Here is a 20,978-nt window from a genome sequence, read left to right on the forward strand (position 1 = left end):
CGGAAAAGGATAGCGACATGCGTTCGTTCACGGACATCTTCATCAAGCACCCGGTACTGGCGGTGGTGGTCAACCTCATGCTGGCGCTGGCCGGCTGGCGCGCGCTGAGCGCGCTGCCATTGCAGCAATATCCACAGATTGAAAGCACATCGGTGCTGATCACCACGGTATATACCGGCGCCAGCGCCGAGACCGTGCGCGGCTTTCTGACCACGCCGATCGAACGCGCCGTGTCGGCCATCGGCGGCGTCGACCATATCGAGTCGAACAGCCGTGCCGGCGTCAGCACGGTCACGGTGCGGCTCAAGCTCAACCACGACAGCACCAAGGCCCTGGCCGAGGTCACCGCGCGGCTGCAGCAGGTGCGCTCGGAACTGCCACAGGAAGCCGAGCCGCCGATGGTCGAAGTGCAGCGCGCCGACCGGCCGTATGCCACCTTCTACGTGAGCTTTTCCTCCAGCCAGCGCGACCTGCCCGCCATCACCGACTGGCTGGCGCGCACGCTGCAGCCGCAGTTCGCCACGATTGCCGGCGTGCAGCGCGTCACCGTCGAAGGCGGCCGCCAGCTGGCCATGCGTGTCTGGATAGAGCCCGAGCGCCTGGCTGCGCTGAATCTCTCCCCCGGCGACGTGCAGTCGGCCCTGCTGCGCAACAACTACCTCGCCGCAGTCGGCCAGACCAAGGGCAACCTGGTGCAGATCAACCTGCTGGCCGATACCGACCTGCGTTCCGCCGAGGAATTCAGGAACCTCATCGTGGCCGAGCGCGACGGCGCCCTGGTGCGCCTGTCCGATGTGGCCCGGGTCGAACTGGGGGCGGAAGAGGCCGAACTGGTCGGCAAGTTCAACGACAAGGATGCGGTCTACCTCGGCGTGTGGCCGCTGGTCGGCTCCAACGAGATCGACGTCGCGCATCGCCTGCGCGGGGAAATGGAAACCCTGCGGGCAAGCCTGCCCAAGGACATCGACATGCAGATGGCCTACGACGGCACGGTCTTCATGGAGGCGGCGCTGGGCGAGATCGTCAAGACCCTGGCTGAGACGGTGCTGATCGTCGCGCTGATCGTGTTCCTGTTCATGGGGTCGCTGCGCACGGCGCTGGTACCGTTGATCGCGATGCCCGTATCGCTGCTGGGCGCGGCGCTGGTGATGCTGGGCCTGGGCTTCAGCCTCAATCTGCTGACCATGCTGGCCATCGTGCTATCGGTAGGCCTGGTGGTGGACGACGCGATCGTCGTGGTGGAAAACGTCGAGCGTCACGTCAACGAGGGCAAGAGCCGCATCGAGGCTGCACTGGTCGGCGCGCGCGAGCTGATCGGGCCGATCATCGCCATGACCATCACCCTGGCCGTGGTGTATGCGCCGATCGGTTTCCAGGGCGGGCTTACCGGCGCGCTGTTTCTCGAATTCGCCATCACGCTGGCGGTGGCGGTGATCGTATCCGGCGTGGTCGCGGTGACCTTGTCGCCGGTGATGAGTTCGCGCTTCGTGCATGCCCACGGCCATGAAGGCCGCCTTACCCGCTGGGTCAACCGCGTGTTCGAGTCGGTGCGCACGGCCTACGCCTGGCTGCTCGACGGCGCCCTGCGCATGCGCGCCGCCATCGTCGCGGCGGCGCTGCTGATCACCGTCGCCGCCTGGCCTTTGTATACCTTTTCCCGGCAGGAACTGGCGCCGGTGGAAGACCAGCGCCATATCAGCTTTTTCTTCGAAGCCTCGCCCGATGCGTCCCTAGCCGCCGTGGATCGCGAGGCACAGAACGTGATGCAGATCGTGCGCGGTTTCAGCGAGACCCAGTCGACCTGGGCCTTGATCGCGCCCTGGGGCGGCTTCGGCGGGCTGGATGCCAAGCACTGGCACGACCGCGATCGTTCCACCGAGCAGATGTACGGCGACGTCTACGCCGCCGTATCGCAGGTGCCCGGCCTGCGCGTATTCCCGCGCCTGGACCCGCCGCTGCCGACACCGGGCCAGTACGACGTGGAGCTTGTTCTGCAGAGCGAGCTGCCGCCGGAACAAATGCTGGAAACCGTCGCCAGCGTGCTGGATGCAGGCTGGAAAAGCGGCCTGTTCCTCTACGTCGATACCGACCTGAAGATCGACCTGCCGCAGGCGCGCGTGGTGATCGATCGCGAACGCGTCGCCGACCTGGGCCTGGACCTGGCCACGGTCGGCCAGGAACTGGGCACCTTGCTCGGCGGCGGCTACGTCAACCGTTTCAACTATTTCGACCGCAGCTACAAGGTGATTCCGCAGATCGGCGAGAAAGACCGCGCCTCGGTGCAGTCGCTGCTGGACCTGAAGATCAAGACGCCGGACGGCAGCCTGGTGCCGGTGTCGACCTTCACGCGCATCGAGACCGGCACCGCGCCGCGCAGCCTGAACCGCTTCCAGCAGCGCAATGCGGTGCGCGTATTCGGCGGCGTCAATCCCGGCGTGACCAAGGCCGAGGGACTGGCCGTGCTGGAAGCCGCCGCGAGCGCGGCCGGCGGCCGCCTGGTCACAATCGACTATGCGGGCGAATCGCGCCAGATCCGCCACGAAAGCGCGGCGCTGACGGTGACGCTGGGCTTTTCCATCCTGCTGATCTACCTGGTGCTGGCGGCACAATTCCACAGTTTCCGCGATCCGCTGATCGTGCTGCTGGGTTCTGTACCGCTGGCGATCTCCGGCGCCCTGCTGTTCAGTTTCCTCGACCTGACCACCATCAATATCTATTCCCAGGTCGGCCTGATCACCCTGGTCGGACTGATCGCCAAGGGCGGCATCCTCATCGTCGAATTCGCCAATGCGCGCCAGTCCGCCGGCCTGGGCCGCGAGCAGGCCTTGCGCGAAGCGGCGCTGACGCGCCTGCGTCCGGTGCTGATGACGTCGGCTGCGATGATCTTCGGCCAGCTGCCGCTGGTACTGGCCAGCGGTCCTGGTGCCGAGGCGCGCAACAGCATCGGCATCATCCTGGTAGCTGGCATGGTAGTCGGCACTGTGTTCACCCTGTTCGTCGTGCCGGTGTTCTATTCGCTGCTGGCCTCGCAGCACCAGGGCGACGACGTGACCGTGGAACTGGATGCACCGGCGCGGGCACCACACTCGCCGGCGAATAGCGCGATCGCCTGATCTTCGCTACGCACCCCCGCAGCGGCTGCCTGAGCCCGCAGCAGCTGCCGGAAGCAGCCGACGCTTTTCGTAGGGTGCGATGAGCGCAGCGAATGGCACCGCCGCGGCCTTTAGCCTGGGCGCATGCCGTGGACCTTGCGGCGCAATTCGCGTTGCTCATCGCGCCCTACGGTGCGTTCTTTCGCCGGTTGCCGGCGGGCTGCGGCGGGCGAAAGGCCGGGCGTTTCAGGGGCGCACGGTTTTTTTCGACCTGCCAGGCTGCAGCAGCTGCAGCAGCACTTCGCGCTGCGGTGGCCCGAATGCACGCCGAACGGCGCTGCGCAGCAGGGCGCGATCCTGTTGCTGGCCCAGCGCATCGCCCAGCGCACGCAGTTCGTCCACCGACGGCATGCAGTCGGCGGCCTCGGCCAATACCCATTTCGCCGCGGCGCGGGTCGTCGCCGGCCAGGCCTTGTCGTGGCCGATCTCGGCCAGGATCTGCAATTGCACGCGCAGGCGGCGTACGCGCCGGCGCCAGCGATGGCGCAAGGCCAGCGAATCGGTTTTCTCGGCGTCGCGCTGCGCCTTGTGCATGCGCGCCGCATTGCGGCGCAGCGCCAGCAGCAGGCCTTCGGCGGACAAGGCAGGCCAGGGCTCGGCCAGCAGCGCAGTCCGCGCTTTGTGAACTTTGCGGCGTTTACGGCGAAGTTCCGGATCGCGCTGCAGCAGTTCTTCGGCCAGCTCGTCGCGCACCTGCTTGAGCCGCTGCCGCAGCAGCTTCATGCTGGCGGCATCCAGCCCCGCCGGTCCGGCCGAGGCCAGTTCCGAAACCACATGCGCATCGCGCAGGCGCGACAGGCGCTTGCACACCAGGCGTATCGCCACGGCGGCTTCGGCTGCCGCTGTCTGCGCCGCGCCGGTGCCCAGCAGCACTACCGAACGAAACCGCCGCGCCGCCTTGCGCGCTTCGTGAATGCCGGCATGGCGCTGCCGGCCGCGCCGGCGCAGCTGCGCTTCCATTTGTATTAGTTGATCCAGCGCATACGCCTGCAGCGCAGCGGACAACGGCGGTTCCCGCACATCGCCCGGCGGTAACGGGTCGTGATCCTCAAGCATGAGGCGGCAGGCCGGCAGCAGGCAGGGCAGCGATGGTAACGCCCTGCCGTGCAATTTCCATTACTGGCTTCGGCCGGATCACCGCATGCGCGTACCCAGCCTGGGCAGCGGGCGCCGGATGGCACCGCAAAGACCGCGGCGCCGGCCAGGCAGGCGGCTAATCACTCGATGTCATGAGCACGGCAGCGATAAGATCTTGACGCGTATTTGTTATGTTATAACATCTCTATTGTTAGTCATTGTCCGGGGATGTCATGCGTGTCAGGAACTTGGGTCGGCCGCCGACCTTGCGATGGTGTGTGCTTGCGTCCCTGGCCACGGCCGGCGCAGCAACCGCGGCAGATACGCCCGATGCGGCCGACTCGGCGCGGACCCTGGACCGCATCGAGGTCACCGGCCAGGCCAGCGCCTCGGCACTGGACGAGACCACCGACACCGGCTCGCGCCTGGGCCTGTCGGCGCGCGAAACCCCGGCGGCGATCGAGGTGCTGGATCAGGAACACCTGCAGCAGCGCGGCGCACGCAGCAGCATCGAAGCGCTCAACGCGACGGCAGGCGTGCTCGCCGGCAACCTCCCCTCTTCGCCCGGCATCGCCAGCATGCGTGGCTTCAGCGGCGGTGCGATTGCGCTGCTGCAGGACGGCGTGCGCCAGACAGCCGGTCCGCTGATCACCCGCGACCTGGACAGCTGGAGCTTCGAACGCATCGAAGTGCTGAAGGGACCGGCCTCGGTGCTGTACGGCGAAGGTGCGCTGGCCGGCGCGATCAACCTGGTGCCGAAGCGGCCGCAGTTCGCTGCCACCCAGGCCCAGGTCCTGCTCAGCGGCGGCAGCTTCGGCAGCTATCGCGCCGCGGTCGACCTGAACCTGCCGACCGGCGAACAAGCCGCCTTGCGCGCCGTCGCCAGCAGCCGTCGCAGCGACGGCTATATCGCCGACAGCGACAGCGATGCCAGCGCCGGCACGCTCGCCTTCAGCTTCATGCCGAGCGACGCCTTGCGCGTCGATCTGGCCGTGGATCGTTTCCGCGACGACAACGAAACGCCGTACTGGGGCACGCCGTTGGTACCGTCCAGCGTCGCGCGCGACCCGGCCTCGCTGGTGCGCAGCAGCAACGGCTACGTGATCGACCGCGCGTTGCGCAAGGCGAATTTCAATGTCGCCGATGGCTATTCACGCTCGGTCGCCGACTGGGCGCGCAGCCAGATCAGCTGGCAGATCGGCAGCACCTGGCGCTTCGTCAACGAGCTGGACTACTACGACGCCACGCGCGAATGGCAGAACACCGAAACCTATACCTGGGACGCGGCCGCCGCCAATCTGCGCCGCAGCACCACCCGCATTGGCCACGACCACGAGTATTGGATCGAGCGCGCCAGCTTCGCCGCCGACGGCGAACTGGCCGGCCGGCGCAACCGCTTCAGCATCGGCGCCGAATATAGCGAAAGCAACTTCTACAATATTCGTCGCTTCGGCACGGCCACGCCGCTCGATCCCTACGCGCCGGTGCGCGGCACCTTCCCCCGCGGCGACGAAGCCACCCTGTTCCCCGGCGCCGGCAACCGGGTCGACTTCGATTCCGCTTCGCAGGTCAGCGCGCTGTTCGTCGAGAACGCGCTGAACCTGGGCAGCCGCTGGCTGCTGCTGGGCGGCCTGCGCCAGGATTCCATCGCCCTGCAGCGCAAGGTCATCGACTACAACAGCGGCGCACGCAGCCAGTTCGAGCGCAGCTATTCGCCGCTGTCCTGGCGCCTGGGCACGGTGTTCGATGCCACGCCGCAGACCCAGCTCTACGGCCAGTACAGTCGTGCCGTCGCGCCGGTCGGCAGCTTGTTCCTGATCTCCCAGGCCAATGCGCGCTTCGACCTGACCCACGGCGACGCCATTGAAATCGGCGTCAAATCTTCAACCTGGCAGGACAGGCTGAACCTGACCGCCGCGCTGTACCAGCTGCGCCAGGACGACATCGTCACGCGCGACCCGGCCAATGCCAGCCTGAGCATCCAGGGCGGCCGGCAGTCCTCGCGCGGCATCGAACTGGGCGCCTCGGCGCGGCTCAGCGACAACTTCAGCCTGGACGCGAGCCTCGCCCTGCTCGACGCGCGCTTCGACGAACTGCGCGAAGCCGGCGGCGCAGACCGGCGCGGCAACACGCCGGCCAATGTGCCCGAGCGTTTCGCCAGCCTGTTTGCCCACTACCGCATTGCGAATACGCCGCTGGCGCTGAGCCTGGGCGCGCGCCATGTCGGGCGTTACTTCAGCAACAACGCCAATACCCTGCGCGTGGCCGGCCATACCGTCGTCGATGCGGCGATCGACTGGCAGCTGCCGCTGGGCCGCCTGAGCCTGCGCGGGCGCAATCTCGGCGATGCGCTGTACGCCGACTGGAGCGGCGGCGCCGCGGACCAGCTGATCCTGGGCGCACCGCGCAGCGTCGAACTGAGCTGGATGGTGACGCGATGAGCGCCGCTTCCGCCCTCGAATTGCACGAAGTGAGCAAACGCTACGGCGAACAGCAGGCCGTGCAATCGCTGAGTCTTTGCCTGGCGCCCGGCGAAATCTATGCCTTGCTCGGCCCCAACGGCGCCGGCAAGAGCACGACGATCAACCTGATTCTCGGCTTCGTCGCCGCCGACAGCGGACGCATCGCCGTCGGCGGCATCGACGTGACGCGCGATGCACTGGGCGCCCGCGCCAGGCTCGCCTATCTGCCGGAAACGGTGATGCTGCATCCGAGCTTCGACGCGATCGAGAACCTGCGCTATTTCGCCCTGCTCGGCGGCCGCCGCATCGATGCGGCGCAGGCACGCCAGCTGCTGGCCGAAGCCGGCCTGCAGGCCGACGCGCATACGCGCCGCGCCGAGGGTTTTTCCAAGGGCATGCGGCAGAAAGTCGGTGTCGCCATCGCCCTGGCCAAGCGCGCCGAACTGCTGCTGCTGGACGAACCGACCTCGGGCCTGGACGCCGCCGCGGCGAACGATCTGAGCCGCTGCCTGCGCGCTGCCGCTGCCCGCGGCATCGCCGTGCTGATGGCGACGCACGATCTGTTCCGCGTCACTGAGGTGGCCGACCGGCTGGGACTGCTGCGCGGCGGCCGCCTGGTACTGCAGCGCGATACGGCCGCGCTGAACCCGGCGCAGATCGAGACGCTGTATCTGCAGCAGCTGGCCGCATGAATAGTTCACTACTGATATACGAATGGAAACTGCTCTGGCGCGACCGCTGGGCGGCGCTCACGCTGGCCGGCCTGGCCACGCTGCTGCTGGCGACGCTGCTGGCGAATGCCTGGGGCCTGGCCCGCGACCAGGCTGACAAGGCCCGCGTGGCAGCAGCGGAACGCGCGCGCTGGCTGGGCCAGGAAGCCAAGGATCCGCACTCCGCCGCGCACTACAGCATCTATGCCTTCAAGCCGGCGCCGGCGCTGGCCCTGCTCGACCTGGGCATAGAGCCCTTCGTCGGCCAGGCGGTCTGGCTGGAAGCCCATGTACAGAATGACCTGCTGTACCGCCCCCAGGCCGATGCCACACCGCTGGAACGCAGCGGCCTGCGCCATCCGGCGTCGCTGCTGATCGCCTTCGCGCCGCTGGCCGCCTTCGTGCTGGCCCTCAGCGGCGTGGCACGGGAACGTGAACGCGGCACCTTGCGCCTGGCCCTGGGCGCGGCGCGCGATCCGCGCCGGCTGGCGCTGGGCAAATGCCTGGCGATCTGGCTGGCCTTGCTGCTGGTGCTGTTGCTGCCACTGCTGCTGGCTACCGCGTTCTGCACCGGCGGCTGGAGCGGCGACACGCTGCTGCGCCTGGCCGGCTGGGCTGCCGTCATGGCCATCTATCTGGCCATTGCCGCGGCGGCGGCTGTCGCCGTGGCACTGCGCGCCCGCGGCCTGCGCACGGCGCTGGCGGCCCTGTTCGGCGCCTGGGCGCTGTTCACGCTGGCGCTGCCGCGGCTGGCCAGTTCCGCCGCCGAGGCAGTGCAGCCGCTGCCGTCGACCCAGTCGGTGAAACAGCAATTGCTCGACGAAGCGCCGGCGTTCTGGAGCGCGGAAACCTCGCGCGCCAACGAAGCCGCCATCCTCGCCCGCAGCGGAGCAGCCAGCCGCGAGGCACTCGGCGGCAACTACCGCGGCCTGGAGCTGGACTTGGCCGAACGCCATTCCCACGCCGTGTTCGACCGCGTCCTCGGCGCCTTCCACGACCGTGTACTGGCTCAGGACGCGGCCTATCGCGCCCAGGCCTGGCTGTCGCCGGCGATTGCGGCCAACCAGCTGTCGATGGCCTTGAGCGGCACCGATTTCGCCCAGCACCGGCAATTCGTCGACGCCGCCGAGCAGTATCGCCGCGCCCTGGTCAACCGCATGAACGAACAGGTTGCCGCGCACGCGCCGGACGCGGCCGGCAAGGCGCACAAGGGCGATGCCGCCCTGTGGGCCGCCCAGCCCGCCTTCGACTATTCGCCGCCGCGCCTGCACCTGGCGCAACTGAGTGCACTGCCGGCATTGGCCGCCTGGCTGCTCGTCGCCCTGGCCGGCCTGCTGTACGGCGCGCGGAGCTACCGCACATGAATGCGACAGAATTTATATTGCCACATGTAGAAACCGCAGCTGGACAGCCCGCCCCCTGGCGCGCACTGTTTGCCTGGGAATGGCGCTGCATCGGCCGCAACCCCTTGCTGTGGGCGGTCAGCGGCCTGGTCGCACTGGCGTTCTGCGTCGGTGCCTGGTCCGGCGGCGGCCTGCAACAGGCGCAGCAGCAGGCGCAGCAGCGGCAGGCCGAGGCCGATGCGGCCTGGATGCGCGAGACCCTGGCCCGCGTAAAGGCCTACGCGCGCCCCGCCGCGCAGCCCGCACCTTACTGGCAAGACCCCAGCGACCTGGCCGGCTTCAGCCGCTACCAACTGCGCCAGCACGCCTACAAGCCGGTGCTGCCGCTGGCGGCCCTGGCCGTCGGCGGCAGCGACCTGGCACCGTCGCGCTGGCCGGTGAAACTGGAGACGCCATTCGGACTGGAACCCGGCTACGACTTCGAATCGCCCCGCGGCCTCGCCCTGGGCCGCTTCGACCTGGGCTTTGCCATCGTCGGCGTGCTGCCGCTGGCGCTGATCGTGCTGGTGGCGCTGCTGGCCACGCTGGAGCGCGACCGCGGCATGTTGCGCCTGATCGCGGCGCAGGCGATCCATCCGCGCCTCTGGCTAGGCGTGCGCCTGCTCGCCCTGGCCGCGTGGCTGCTGCCGCTGCTGGCGCTGGCACTGAGCCTGGCCCTGCTGCTCGGCGGCGCCGACCTCGCCGCCGCCTGGCCCGAATTCCTCGCCGCGCAGGCGCTGCTCGCCGCCTATGTGCTGTTCTGGCTGGCACTGGCCGCGGTCGTGCTGAGTGCCTGGCCCGGCGCCAGCGCCGCCCTGGGCGGCTTGCTGTCGGCCTGGCTGCTGTTCGCGCTGGGTCTGCCGCTGCTGGGCAAGCTCGCCGCCGATGCCTGGCTGCCGCTGCCTTCGCGCGTGCTGTATGTCGATGCCCAGCGCCGCATCGACGATGCACTGAACCAGCAGCGCGACAGCGTGCTGACCCGGGCCTTCCGCGCCGATCCCCTGCTGGCCCCGCATATCGACCGCATCGCCGGCCTCGACTACGCGACGCGCATGAGCTTCCTCGCGCCCGTGCGCGAACAGCAGCTGCAGGACTGGCCGGACCGCTTCGCCCAGGCCCGCGCCGCGCGCGAACGCCTGGGCCAGGCAGCCGGACTGATCGCCGTGCCGCTGGGACTGGAATCGGCGCTGGCCGTGCTGGCCGGTACCGACGCTGCGCGCCAGGCCCGCTACGAAGCCCAGGTGCGCGCCTACCAGCTGCAGCTGCGCGACTGGTTCTCTACGCGCATCCGCCGCGAGATCGCCGCGCCGACGCCGCGCCCGGCGGGCAGCTACGCGCGCCTGAATTTCACCGCCCACGCCGACATTCCCGCGTTTGCGCCCGCCGACGAACCCGCTGCCGCGCGCGTACGCGCGGTCCTGCCGCTGCTGGCCTGGCTGCTCGCCGCTGCCGCCCTGCTCGGCGCCATTGCCGGCTGGCGCCTGCGCCGCTGGCCCAAGGAGCTGTGAGATGCGCCGCACGCTATTGCTGGGAAGCCTGACCTTGTGCGGCCTTGCGCCCGCCGCGGCGCAGCGCGCCGACGACAATGCCGTCACCGCCGCCGAGGACGCCTTCGGCGCCACGCTCGGCAACGAAAGTATCGGTTTATACAGTGCGCGGCGCGTGCGCGGCTTTTCGCCGATCGAAGCCGGCAATGTGCGCATCGAAGGCCTGTATTTCGACCGCCAGGGCACGCTGCCGCCGCAACTGGCGGAAGGCTCGTCCATCCGCGTCGGCCTGAGCGCGCAGGGCTATGCCTTCCCGGCGCCGACCGGCATCGTCGACTACCGCCTGGCCAAGGCCGGCGACCAGGGCGTGCTCAGCGCCATCGCCGCGGTCGGGCCGTACAACGGCAGTTCGTTCGAGCTGGGCATCAAGCAGCCGCTGCTGCCCGGCACGCTCAATGTCGCCGCCGGCATCGCCGCGGCACGCGAGGAGTATTACGACGGCGCCGACGCCAACTACGTGCGCGCCGGCTTCGCACCGCGCTGGCGGCCCAGCGAGACGGTGGAAATCATTCCGTTCTGGAGCCTGTCGCGCGGCCGCGACGAGGAAATCGCGCCGGTCATCGTCACCGCCGGGCCGTACCAGCCGCCGCAGGTACGCCTGCGCCGGCACTTCGGCCAGCGCTGGACCGACCAGGAAAGCGAAAGCACGAACACCGGCGTGATCGCCAAGGCACGCATCGGCCAGCACTGGGCCGTGGCTGGCGGCCTGTTCCATTCGCGCTACGACGTACCGAGTGGATTTGCGGAATTGTTCACCGGCACCACGCGCGAAGGACTCACCCGCGAGATCATCATTGCCGATCCGCGCCAGGTTTCCGCGTCCAGCAGCGGCGAGCTGCGCGCCAGCCGCAGCTTCAGCGCCGGGCCGCGCCTGCATCTGCTGCACATGGTGATGCGCGGCCGCCGTGTCGAAAGCCTGTACGGCGGCTCCGCCGCGCCGCTGGACCTGGGCCAGCGTCCGCTGGGCGAAGCGCGCCCGGTCGCCGAACCGGCAGGCTTCGTGTTCGGGCCGCGCACGCGCGACGAGGTCAGCCAATCCATCGTCGGCCTGGGCTACGAACTGCGCTGGCGCAAGGTCGGCGAACTGAACCTCGGCGTGCAGCATACCGACTACGAAAAACACGTCGCCCAGCCGGGCCTGGCAGCCGTGGCCACGCAGGACAAGCCCCTGCTGTTCAACGCCGCCGCCTCGGCCCTGCTCGGTCCGCGCCTGGCCGCCTATGCCAGCTATGCGCAGGGGCTGGAGGAAAGCGGAGTCGCACCCGACGACACCGCCAACCGCAACGCCGCCCTGCCGGCCATCCGCACGCGCCAGGTCGACGGCGGCCTGCGCTGGCAGATGACGCCGGAGCTGAAACTCGTCGCCGGCCTGTTCGATGTGCGCAAGCCGTACTTCACCACCGACGAGGCCAATGTCTATGCCATTGCCGGCGACGTACAGCATCGCGGCCTGGAAATCAGCCTGGCCGGCAAGCCGGCGGCCGACTGGAACATCGTCGCTGGCGCCGTGCTGATGCGTCCGCGGGTCAGTGGTACCGCCGTGCGCGAAGGCCGCATCGGCGACAAGCCGGTAGGCCAGGCGGGCCGCCTGTTGCGCACCGATCTGGAATATCGTCCGCCGCTGCTGCCAGGCTGGTCGTTCGATGCGGCCCTGGTCAACATGGGCGAGCGCACCGCGTCGCGCGACGGTGCCAGCACCCTATCCGGCCACACCACGCTCGATCTCGGTGCGCGCTATCGCTTCCGCCTGGGCCGGGCCAATGCCACCCTGCGCCTGCAGATTGCCAATGTTACCGATAGATACGTGTGGAATTTGTACAGCAGCAACAGCTACGGCCTGAGCGACGGCCGCCGCGTGCTGGCCCAGCTGGCGCTGGACCTGCCGCAATGATGGGCGTATCCGCGCCGGCGGTATCCGGCTTCGACGAAGGACAGTCGGTCATGCGGCAGAGCGAATGCAGTGCAGACGCAAGCGGCCCGGCGGCAATCTGCAGCGGTATCTGCCACGGCACCCTGGGCGAACTGCTGCAAGGCCCGGTGCTGGTCGACGGCGAGGTGCAGATCGGCATCGTCTCGCTGCCGGTACAGCGCTACAGCAGCATGCATTTCCTGGCCGGCGCGGCCAGCGCGCATGCGCAAGACCTGCCCGACAAGGAAAAATGCCGCCGCGCCATCGCGCTCTATCTCGACATCTACGGCGACCGCCTGCCCGGCGGACGCTGGCTGCACGACAGCGAACTGCTGCAGGGCAAGGGCATGGCCAGCTCCACCGCCGATATCGTCGCCAGCATCCGCTGCCTGGACCGCCTGTTCGGCCGCGCGTCGCCGGTCGAGTGCATCGCCGCGATACTGCGCCAGATCGAACGCTCCGACAGCGTCTTCCTCGATCACTACGCGCTGTACCTGAGCGCGCGCCAGCAGGTGCTGCAGCGCTTCGATCACGATCCGCAGTTTCACGTCTGCTACATCGACGAAGGCGAAGCCGTACCCACCGAAGCAGTGACACCGCAGCTGCTGGCGCACTACCGCCGGCACCTGCACGCCTACCAGGCCAATCTCGACCAGGCGCTGGCGGCATTCGCCCGCGCCGACCGCGCCGAGATCGCACGCTGCGCCAGCGTCAGCGCCGCGCTGGCGCAAGGCGTGCTGCCCAAGCGCCACTACGACGCCGTCGCCGCGCGGCGTGCGCAGTTCGGTGCCGCCGGCATCGTCGTCGCGCATACCGGCAGCCTGCTCGGCTACCTGTTCCTGCAGGCGCCGCGCAGCGAGGTCATGGGCCAGCTGGCGGCATTCTTCCGCAGCCTCGGCCACCAGTGCCGCTTTGCCCAGACGGGGTTCTGAATCCATGTACGCGCACTATGCCGATGCGATCAAGACGCCCCAGCTGATCCGCCTGGACGACAACCTGTTCGTCGCGCGTTTCGAATCGATGAAGATCTATTCCGCGCTGGCCGCGGTAGAGCAGCTGCTGGCCGAAGGCACGATCGAGCCCGGTGCCACACTGCTCGATTCCTCCAGCGGCATCTACGCCTACGCCCTGGCGCTGGCCTGCCACAAGTACGCACTGCACTGCTACATCGTCGCCTCCAAGACGGTCGACCGCAGCCTGATGCTGCAGCTGCAGATCCTCGGCGCGACGGTGGAACAGGTACAGCCCATGGCCAGCCTCAAGCTGGACCAGAGCTTTCGCGTCGCCCGCATACAGCAGCTGCTGCGCGACAACCCGCGCATGCACTGGATGCAGCAATACCACGACGATATCCACTACCTGGGCTATGCCCCGGTTGCCGAGCAGCTGCGCGGCGAATTCGGCGATGCGCCACTGAGCCTGGTCGGCGGCGTCGGCTCGGGCTGCTCTACCGGAGCGATGGCGCAATGGCTGCGCGAAGCCGGCAGCGACCTGCGCCTGCTCGGCGTACAGCCGTTCGGCAGCATGAGCTTCGGCGCCGAGCACCTGCACGACCCCGGCATCATCATCGCCGGCATCGGCAGCTCGATCGCGTTCCGCAATGTGCGGCATCGCCTGTACGACGAAATGCATTGGGTGTCGTTCGAGCATGGCGTCGCCGGCTGCATCGCCCTGCTGCGCCGCCACGGCGTATTCGCCGGGCTGTCCAGCGGCTGCGGCTTTCTGGTGGCGCAGCGCGAAGCGGCGCTGCAGCCGCAGCGCCGGGTCGTGCTGCTGGCCGCCGATACCGGCCATCGCTACGCCGAAGCGGTATTCGCCCAGCACGAACACAGCGCCGACATCGCCGCGCTGCAGCCGCAGTTCGTCGACGACACCGGCGCGCTGAGCCTGCCCTGGTCGGCCATGGCCTGGCAGCGCCGCGGCGACCCGCAGGCGCAAGGCCCCGACTGGCCGCCGCCGCGCACGCCGCGCCGGCCGCCGCACGCCGCGAACTGAGACCGGCACCGAATGAAAAACAGCAGGAGTATACTTTGGCACATCTACTGATGATCGAAAGCTGGGTCGGCGGCACTGGCCGCATCTTTCCCCCGGCCATCGTGCAGCAAGGCCACCGCTACACCTTCGTCACGCGCAAACGGGCGCATTACCTCGGCGCCGCCGGTGCGCCCATCCATCCGGTCATCGAACACGCCGAACATGTGCTCACTGCCGAGACCAACGACGCGGCCGCACTGATCGCGTTCCTGCGCGCCCAGCACGCCATACTGCAATTCGACGGCGTGGTGACCATCTGCGACTACTACGTCGGCACTGTCGCCGACGTGGCGCAGGCGCTGGGCCTGCCGCAGGCGTTTTCCGCCAACGTGGTACAGGAACGGCGCAAAGACCTGGTACGCCAGGCCCTGCAGGCGGCCGGCCTGCCCAACCCACGCTTTGCCGTCTGCGCCGACTGGGCGCAGGCGCGCACCGAAGCGCAGCGCATCGGCTATCCGCTGATCGCCAAGCCCACCGACCTGGCCTCCAGCGCCTTCGTGCGCCTGATCCGCAACGAGGACGAACTGCAGCAGGCCCAGGCCACCCTGGACGCCTTCACGCACAATTTCCGCGAACAGCCGCGCGTGCCATTGCTGCTGCTGGAAGAACGCATGCAGGGCGAGGAAGTCAGCGTCGAGGCCTGCACCTATGCCGGCGAAACCACCATCCTCGGCATCACCGACAAAAGCCTGGCCGGCGAGCCGTATTTCATCGAAACCGGACACATGTTCCCGGCGCAACTGGACGAAGCCAGCGAACAGGCCGTGCACGCCCTGGTACGCGCCGCGCTGGCCGCCGTCGGCCACGACCACGGCATCAGCCATACCGAAGTGATGCTGACCGCGGACGGGCCGCGCATCGTCGAGATCAACCCGCGCCCGGGCGGCAACTACATCGCCGAGCTGGTGGCCCAGGTCAGCGGCATCGACCTGCTGCAGGCACAGATCGACCTGGCGCTGGGACGCAAGCCGGACCTGACCGCCCGCTCCACCGGCATCGCCAGCGCCGCCATCCAGTTCCTGCTGCCCGAACGCGCCGGCCGCATCGCCGCACTGCACGGCCGCGACAGCCTGGCCGACGATCCGCACCTGGCGCGCTGGAGCGTGGCCGATCCCGCCGGCAGCGAGGTCGCCGCACCGATCGACAACGCCTGCTACCTCGGCCATGTCGTGGCGATCGACCGCAGCGGCGGCCAGGCCCGCGCCCATGCCGAGCGCGCGCTGTCGCGCCTGCAGCTGGAATACGCCGACGACAGGAGCCTGCCCGCATGAACGACACCCCCCTTTTTGCCGGCTTCGACGACCTGCTCGCCCAGGCCCTGGCCGGCGCGCTGGGGCCAGACCCGGCCGGCCTGTACGCCGTCGGCGCCTTCTGGGTGCGGCAAAGTACACAGTTTCCCGGTACCACGCAGAAGTACCGCAACTATTACCTGGTACTGCGCGTCGATGCCGCCTTCGGCGCCTGCTGCCTGGAACCCGGCCAGCTCGATTCGGCCGCGGCCGAAGCGCTGTCGGGCAGCGACCTGGCCAGCCTGCTGCGCGACGAGCGCCTGGCCGTGCGCGTGGCCGCGCTGGATGCCTACCTCGCAGTGATACGGCCACATCGCGAGGCCGCCAGCGCGCAGGCGCTATGGCTGCCGCTGGGTACGCCGCTGGAACGGGCACGCGTGCGCGACGCGGCCATTGCCAGCCTGCTACGCATCGCCCCCGGGCAGAAGGTGGGCCTGATCGGCGTGGTCAATCCGCTGGTCGAGGCCATCGCCGACCAGGGCGGGCTGTGCCTGCCCTGCGATTTCGCTATGCAGCGCACGGCCAACGGCATCGCCGTGGTGCGCGAGATGGAACCGGTACTCGACCAGGCCGACCTGGTCATCGCCACCGGTATGACCCTGAGCAACGGCTCGTTCGACCGCATCCTGGCGCGGGCGCGGCAACGCCGCATACCACTGCTGATCTACGCCCAGACCGGCAGCGCCATCGTGCCGCGCTTCCTCGGCCAGGGCGTGGCCGCGGTGTCGGCCGAGCCGTTTCCGTTTTCCCAGTTCAGCGCCGATCCCACGCCGGTCTGGCTGTACCGCACGCCATGAGCAGCGCCGCGCTGAGCGACAGCACCCGCCGGCGCGGCCTGGCCGGCCTGCTGTTGTATACCTTTTTCATGGTGACCGGCTTCGCCCTGCTGATGCCGCTGGTCGCCACGCATTTCGTCAACCAGCTGCACCTGGCCGCCGCCGCGGTCGGCGGCGCGCTGGCCCTGCGCCAGCTGCTGCAGCAGGGCCTGGCGGTATTCGGCGGCGTGCTGGCCGACCGCTTCGGCATACGGCCGATGATCGCCGCCGGCGTGCTGCTGCGCGCACTGGGCTTTGCCAGCCTGGGCTTCGCCACGGATATTCCCTGGCTGTTGCTGGCAATGACACTGTCGGCCCTGGGCGGCGCGCTGTTCGAAGCGCCCTACCAGGCCGCCATCGCCAGCCTGGCGACCGAACAGCAGCGGCCGCGCTACTACGCCCTGAGCAACTGGATCAGCGGCGTGGCCGGCACCCTGGGTCCGCTGATCGGCGTGGCCCTGCTGCGCTTCGATTTCTTCTGGGTCTGCAGCATCGCCGCCGCCTGCTTTGCCCTGAACTTCGCCGTGGTACTGCTGTTGCTGCCGCGCCTGGACGCACCGGCGTCGCCGCCGCCGCTGCGCCGCAGCCTGAGCCGGGTCGGCCGCGACCGGCGCTTCCTGGCCTTTGTCGCGCTGATGGGGGGCTACTGGTTCGTCGCCGTGCAGATCAACATCAGCTTTCCGCTGCTGCTGGAGCGGCTGACCGCGTCGGTCGACAGCATCGGCGTGATGTTCGCGCTGAGCGCCGCGCTGACGGTGAGCCTGCAGTACTGGCTGGTCGACCGGCTCAATCGCCGGCTGTCGCCCGGCACTATGCTCGCCGCCGGCGTCGCCCTGCTCAGCGCTGGCGCGGGCGTCACCGCGCTGGCGTCCACTTTTGGCATTTTTCTCGGCGGCATTGCGCTGTTCGCCATCGGCGCAGTGCTGAGCCGGCCCAGCCAGCAGCTCCTGATTGCCGAGATGGCCGACCCGCGCGCCCTGGGCAGCTACCTCGGCGTCAGCTCGCTCAGCCTGGCCGTCGGCGGCAGCATCGGCAACGTAGCCGGCGGCTGGCTGGCCGATCCGTCCGGGCCCGGTGCCACACCATGGCTGGCCGGGCTGGTCTTCGCCACGGTCGGCGCCGCCACCAGCCTGGGCCTGTACCGCTTCGGCCGCCGCCAGGCCGCGCTGCGCAGCAAAGACACGGCGGCCGCCGGCGTAGTCAGCTGAGGCGGTGCCCGGCCGCAGCCAGCAATTCCACCGCGCGGACGGCCTCGTGCGCTTTCACCAGCACGTGATCGCCGTCGAAGGTCGATACCACGAACACGCCCAGCCCGGCCTCGGACAAGGGCCGGATCACCGCCAGCACGATGCCGCTCTGCTCGAACGCGAACGGACCGAGCAGCGCAAAACAGGCCCAGGGGCCGTCCTGGCGCACCTCGGCCGGTACGCGCTCGCTGCGGCAAAGTACCGACAGTTCCTCGGCGCTGCGGCTGATGCTGACGAAGCCGTCGCCGTCGGCCCAGGCGGGAATCGCTGCCGCCGCGTCGAGGCGGCAGACCGCGTAGTCGCCGGGCAGGCGGCGCAAGGCAAGGCGGCTGGCAGTCATGCAATACCGATCGCTGGGATGAGTCGCCAACCCTAACAGAGCCGACCCGCCGCGCTGCGACCGTTGCAGCGTTCTGTACGCCTGGGTACGCTGCTTTTTTGCCCGGGGATGGGACGTCCATGAACCACCTGTTTCGCCACCTACTGCTGCTGTCCAGCCTGGCCATGGCCTCGACCGCCCAGGCCGAATGCAAACCGCCCGCCTCCGCCGACGGCAAACCGCCGCAGCACCGCGTGCACTGGACCACCCGCAGCGAAATCCAGAGCGCCAGCTTCGACGTCTTCCGCGGCGACAGCGCCGACGGCGAATTCCGCAAGATCAACCCGCAGCCGATTCCCGCCGCGAAAAATTCGATACGGCCGCGGGAATACGCCTACGAAGACACCGCCATCGACCCGTGCAAGGCCTATTTCTACTACGTCGAAGCCGTGTCGCTGACCGGCTACCGGGTCAAGCTCAGCGCGCCGCAGCAGGCCGGGCCGAAAGCCGGGGCGCCACCTGCACCATCACCGGCAGCACCGTCGCACTGACCGTGCGCTCACCGCTATCGGCGGCCTGCCTGCTGGCCTGCCTGCTGGCGGCCGGCGGCTGTGGCCGCAACGGCCCGCCGCCGCTGCTCGACCTGGCGCCGGGCAGCGCGCGCGGCGCCAACGTCGTGCTGATCACGCTCGATACCGTGCGCGCCGACCGCCTGGGCTGCTCCGGCCATACGCCGTCCGTCACGCCGACCCTGGACCGGATCTGCGCCGACGGCATCCGTTTCGCCAATGCCGTCACCCCGGCGCCGATCACCCTGCCAGCCCATGCCTCGCTGCTCCGCGGCCTGGACCCACCGCACCACGGCCTGCGCTACAACGCCGAATTTCCGCAAGCGGGCGGGCAGCCCAGCCTGGCCGGCGACCTGCGCCAGGCCGGCTACCGCACCGCGGCCGTGGTGGCCAGTTTCGTGCTCGACCGCCGCTTCGGCCTGAGCCAGGGTTTCGACGACTACGACGACCGCGTCGACAGCCAGCGCCAGCACGGCGGCGCGACCCTGCGCAACGAGCGCGATGCCGAGGCCGTCACCGACGCCGCCCTGGCCCTGCTGCAACGCGACGGCGATACACGGCCGCTGTTTCTCTGGGTGCACTACTACGATGCCCACGCGCCGTACGCGCCCCTGCAGCCCATCGCCAGCACCGATCCGCAGGCCCTGTACACGGCCGAGATTGCCCAGGTCGATGCCGCCATCGGCCGCCTGCTGCAAAGCCCGGCCCTGGCCGCCGAACGCACCGTACTGATTGTCGCCGCCGACCACGGCGAAAGCCTGGGCGAACATGGGGAAGTGGCCCACGGCCTGTTTCTCTACGACAGCACGACGCACATTCCCCTGCTGCTGCGCCTGCCCCGGCGCGAGCTGGCCGGCAGCGTGGTGACCGGCCTGGCCGGCCTGGTGGATGTGCGCGCCAGCGTCAACAGCCTGCTCGGGCTGGCGCCACCGGCGCGCAGCGACGGCATCGACTGGCTGGCCACCTCGCGCAGCGCCGGCCAGGGCCTTTACCAGGAAGCCGCCCTGCCCTATTTCGATTTCGGTTTTGCGCCGCTGTACGCCTGGCGCGGCGCCACCGAGCGCTTCGTCGAAGCCCCGCAGCCCGAGTACTACGACCTCGCCGCTGACCCGCAGGAACGGCACAACCGCTATGCCGCCGCGCAAAGCGGTGCCGACAGCCGCGCCGAGCGCGCACGCCAGCGCCTCGACGCCCTGCGCCTGGATGCACCGGCCATTCCCGCCGCCGCCAGCGCGCTGGAACAGGCCGACCCGGCCGTGACCGCACGCCTGCGCTCGCTGGGCTATCTCGGCAGCAGCACGGCCAGCGCCGAGCTGGCCGACCCCAAATCGCAGATCGCCGTGGTGAACCTGCATAGCGATGCCGTACACCAGCTCGACGCCGGCAACGCCGCCGCCGCCCTGGCCCTGCTCGACCAGGCCCGCGCCCTGTCGCCACGCAACGAAGCCGTGCTGCGCCTGAGCGCCAAGGCCGAACTGCAGCTGGACCGGCTGGACGCCGCCGAAGTCACGCTCAAGGCCATCCTGGCCATCCGCCAGAACGCCGACAGCCTGCTGCTACTGGCCCAGATCCGCGTACTGCGCGGTGATTTCGACACCGCCGCCACCTTGCTGCAGCAGGCCGAGCAGAGCGAACCGCAACACGGCGGCATCGCCATCGCCCGGGGCGACATCGCCCTGCGCGAGGGCGATGTCGAGGCCGCCCGGCGCGAATACGAACGCGCCGCCCAGATCGACCCCGCCCGTACCGGCGACATAGCCCGGCAGCGTCTGCGGCCGCTGGCGACCGCACCCAAACCGTAAAAGTTCATTGCCCGACGACATCCGGTGAGGTACGGTTAGTACGCTCGCCGTATTTTGTTCAGGTGATTCCGGTCGTTTGGCCATTGATTTTTTTCATCGGAGGGGTAGCGATGAAGTTGCGTCGACTTGCAGTTGCAATGGGTGTGTGTGCCGTCCTGGGTGTGGTTGCCAGCGCGGGTGCGGCGGAGGATTGGGAGAAATTCCGCTCGCAGGTACGAGTGAAGAAGGCCTTGGCCGAACAGATGACGCCGGAGCAGTACGCGGCACACGTCGACAAGATGGCCCAGCTGATTGCCGCTCAGCAATCCGCCGCGCCGAAGGCAGCGAACGCCGTACGCGCACCGGGTGATACCTGTACGGCGGCGACCCCGGAACTGGGCGCGCTGACCTATAACACCACCGGCAGTACCGTCGGCCTGGTCGACGACTTCGACCTGCCGGCCGATACCACCAATCCGACCTGTGCCGCCGCGACTACCTGCACCGGCACCGGCCCTGCCGGATCGCTGCCGCGCGGTGCCATCTACACCGGCACCGGCATGGGCCCCGACCAGGCCTTCTCGATCAGGACCGACGCCAACTGCACGCTGACCCTGGCCATGACGCCGACCGGCGGCCAGGACCTGGCGCTGGAACTGTTCCAGACCCAGTGTTCCAGCAGCCT

The 20,978-nt window shown here is 69.1% G+C and carries 16 protein-coding genes; 14 read left to right on the plus strand and 2 right to left on the minus strand.

The window, feature by feature from the left end:
• The first annotated feature begins 17 nt into the window (after nt 1–17).
• The gene (locus DFR29_RS09700) at nt 18–3,113 is read left to right on the plus strand and encodes an efflux RND transporter permease subunit (RefSeq protein ID WP_133818396.1); all 3,096 of its coding nucleotides are present in this window, start codon (nt 18–20) and stop codon (nt 3,111–3,113) included.
• 225 nt (nt 3,114–3,338) lie between these two features.
• Here the strand turns inward: DFR29_RS09700 and DFR29_RS09705 are convergent, their stop codons facing one another.
• Nucleotides 3,339–4,208, minus strand: a complete 870-nt coding sequence (locus DFR29_RS09705) for a CHAD domain-containing protein (protein ID WP_133818397.1) — start codon at nt 4,206–4,208, stop codon at nt 3,339–3,341.
• A gap of 299 nt (nt 4,209–4,507) precedes the next feature.
• Between DFR29_RS09705 and DFR29_RS09710 the strand changes: the two genes are divergently transcribed.
• Genes DFR29_RS09710 through DFR29_RS09755 form a run of 10 tightly spaced genes read left to right on the plus strand, consistent with a single transcriptional unit; the run spans nt 4,508 to nt 17,585 of the window.
• Nucleotides 4,508–6,670, plus strand: a complete 2,163-nt coding sequence (locus DFR29_RS09710; protein WP_166653982.1) for a TonB-dependent receptor — start codon at nt 4,508–4,510, stop codon at nt 6,668–6,670.
• Nucleotides 6,667–7,383, plus strand: a complete 717-nt coding sequence (locus tag DFR29_RS09715) for an ABC transporter ATP-binding protein (protein ID WP_133818399.1) — start codon at nt 6,667–6,669, stop codon at nt 7,381–7,383. The genes DFR29_RS09710 and DFR29_RS09715 overlap by 4 nt, the downstream gene beginning before the upstream one ends.
• Entirely contained in the window at nt 7,380–8,765 is a 1,386-nt protein-coding gene (locus DFR29_RS09720) for a DUF3526 domain-containing protein (RefSeq protein WP_133818400.1), read from the plus strand. The genes DFR29_RS09715 and DFR29_RS09720 overlap by 4 nt, the downstream gene beginning before the upstream one ends.
• Nucleotides 8,762–10,291 (plus strand): DUF3526 domain-containing protein, encoded by a 1,530-nt coding sequence (locus DFR29_RS09725; protein WP_133818401.1) that lies wholly within the window; start codon nt 8,762–8,764, stop codon nt 10,289–10,291. The genes DFR29_RS09720 and DFR29_RS09725 overlap by 4 nt, the downstream gene beginning before the upstream one ends.
• Nucleotide 10,292: 1 nt before the next feature.
• Nucleotides 10,293–12,221, plus strand: coding sequence for a TonB-dependent receptor domain-containing protein (locus tag DFR29_RS09730; RefSeq protein WP_133818402.1), 1,929 nt, complete (start codon nt 10,293–10,295; stop codon nt 12,219–12,221).
• Entirely contained in the window at nt 12,218–13,171 is a 954-nt protein-coding gene (locus tag DFR29_RS09735) for a GHMP family kinase ATP-binding protein (RefSeq protein WP_166653983.1), read from the plus strand. The genes DFR29_RS09730 and DFR29_RS09735 overlap by 4 nt, the downstream gene beginning before the upstream one ends.
• Before the next feature lie 4 nt (nt 13,172–13,175).
• Nucleotides 13,176–14,234: a pyridoxal-phosphate dependent enzyme gene (locus DFR29_RS09740; protein ID WP_133818403.1), complete on the plus strand. Its 1,059-nt coding sequence runs from the start codon at nt 13,176–13,178 to the stop codon at nt 14,232–14,234.
• Between the two features lie 35 nt (nt 14,235–14,269).
• Nucleotides 14,270–15,544, plus strand: a complete 1,275-nt coding sequence (locus DFR29_RS09745) for an ATP-grasp domain-containing protein (protein WP_133818404.1) — start codon at nt 14,270–14,272, stop codon at nt 15,542–15,544.
• Nucleotides 15,541–16,359, plus strand: coding sequence for a Rossmann-like domain-containing protein (locus DFR29_RS09750; RefSeq protein WP_133818405.1), 819 nt, complete (start codon nt 15,541–15,543; stop codon nt 16,357–16,359). The genes DFR29_RS09745 and DFR29_RS09750 overlap by 4 nt, the downstream gene beginning before the upstream one ends.
• Entirely contained in the window at nt 16,356–17,585 is a 1,230-nt protein-coding gene (locus tag DFR29_RS09755; protein ID WP_133818406.1) for an MFS transporter, read from the plus strand. The genes DFR29_RS09750 and DFR29_RS09755 overlap by 4 nt, the downstream gene beginning before the upstream one ends.
• On the opposite strand, the gene DFR29_RS09760 is transcribed toward DFR29_RS09755, so the two are convergent.
• Nucleotides 17,578–17,964, minus strand: a complete 387-nt coding sequence (locus DFR29_RS09760) for an ACT domain-containing protein (protein WP_133818407.1) — start codon at nt 17,962–17,964, stop codon at nt 17,578–17,580. The two genes, DFR29_RS09755 and DFR29_RS09760, sit on opposite strands and share 8 nt — an antisense overlap.
• Before the next feature lie 119 nt (nt 17,965–18,083).
• Here DFR29_RS09760 and DFR29_RS29085 point away from each other — a divergent pair, with 119 nt between their 5' ends.
• From DFR29_RS29085 to DFR29_RS29090, 3 genes are all read left to right on the plus strand, one after another.
• A complete protein-coding gene (locus tag DFR29_RS29085; RefSeq protein ID WP_166653984.1) occupies nt 18,084–18,494 on the plus strand; it encodes a hypothetical protein in 411 nt (136 codons plus the stop codon).
• Nucleotides 18,495–18,496: 2 nt separating this feature from the next.
• Nucleotides 18,497–20,314: a sulfatase-like hydrolase/transferase gene (locus tag DFR29_RS09765; RefSeq protein WP_166653985.1), complete on the plus strand. Its 1,818-nt coding sequence runs from the start codon at nt 18,497–18,499 to the stop codon at nt 20,312–20,314.
• A gap of 218 nt (nt 20,315–20,532) precedes the next feature.
• Nucleotides 20,533–20,978, plus strand: a 446-nt coding sequence (locus DFR29_RS29090; protein WP_166653986.1) for a hypothetical protein, incomplete at its 3' end; no start/stop codon positions are given.

Origin of the sequence: Tahibacter aquaticus, from assembly GCF_004363655.1 — a bacterium.
GTDB classification, from domain to species: Bacteria; Pseudomonadota; Gammaproteobacteria; order Xanthomonadales; family Rhodanobacteraceae; genus Tahibacter; species Tahibacter aquaticus.

Bases quoted from the DNA above. Each gene is read 5' to 3' on its own strand.
- DFR29_RS09700 (WP_133818396.1), top strand. From the start codon at position 18: ATGCGTTCGTTCACGGACATCTTCATCAAGCACCCGGTACTGGCGGTG.
- DFR29_RS09705 (WP_133818397.1), bottom strand. From the start codon at position 4,208: ATGCTTGAGGATCACGACCCGTTACCGCCGGGCGATGTGCGGGAACCG.
- DFR29_RS09715 (WP_133818399.1), top strand. From the start codon at position 6,667: ATGAGCGCCGCTTCCGCCCTCGAATTGCACGAAGTGAGCAAACGCTAC.
- DFR29_RS09720 (WP_133818400.1), top strand. From the start codon at position 7,380: ATGAATAGTTCACTACTGATATACGAATGGAAACTGCTCTGGCGCGAC.
- DFR29_RS09725 (WP_133818401.1), top strand. From the start codon at position 8,762: ATGAATGCGACAGAATTTATATTGCCACATGTAGAAACCGCAGCTGGA.
- DFR29_RS09730 (WP_133818402.1), top strand. From the start codon at position 10,293: ATGCGCCGCACGCTATTGCTGGGAAGCCTGACCTTGTGCGGCCTTGCG.
- DFR29_RS09735 (WP_166653983.1), top strand. From the start codon at position 12,218: ATGATGGGCGTATCCGCGCCGGCGGTATCCGGCTTCGACGAAGGACAG.
- DFR29_RS09740 (WP_133818403.1), top strand. From the start codon at position 13,176: ATGTACGCGCACTATGCCGATGCGATCAAGACGCCCCAGCTGATCCGC.
- DFR29_RS09750 (WP_133818405.1), top strand. From the start codon at position 15,541: ATGAACGACACCCCCCTTTTTGCCGGCTTCGACGACCTGCTCGCCCAG.
- DFR29_RS09755 (WP_133818406.1), top strand. From the start codon at position 16,356: ATGAGCAGCGCCGCGCTGAGCGACAGCACCCGCCGGCGCGGCCTGGCC.
- DFR29_RS09760 (WP_133818407.1), bottom strand. From the start codon at position 17,964: ATGACTGCCAGCCGCCTTGCCTTGCGCCGCCTGCCCGGCGACTACGCG.
- DFR29_RS29085 (WP_166653984.1), top strand. From the start codon at position 18,084: ATGAACCACCTGTTTCGCCACCTACTGCTGCTGTCCAGCCTGGCCATG.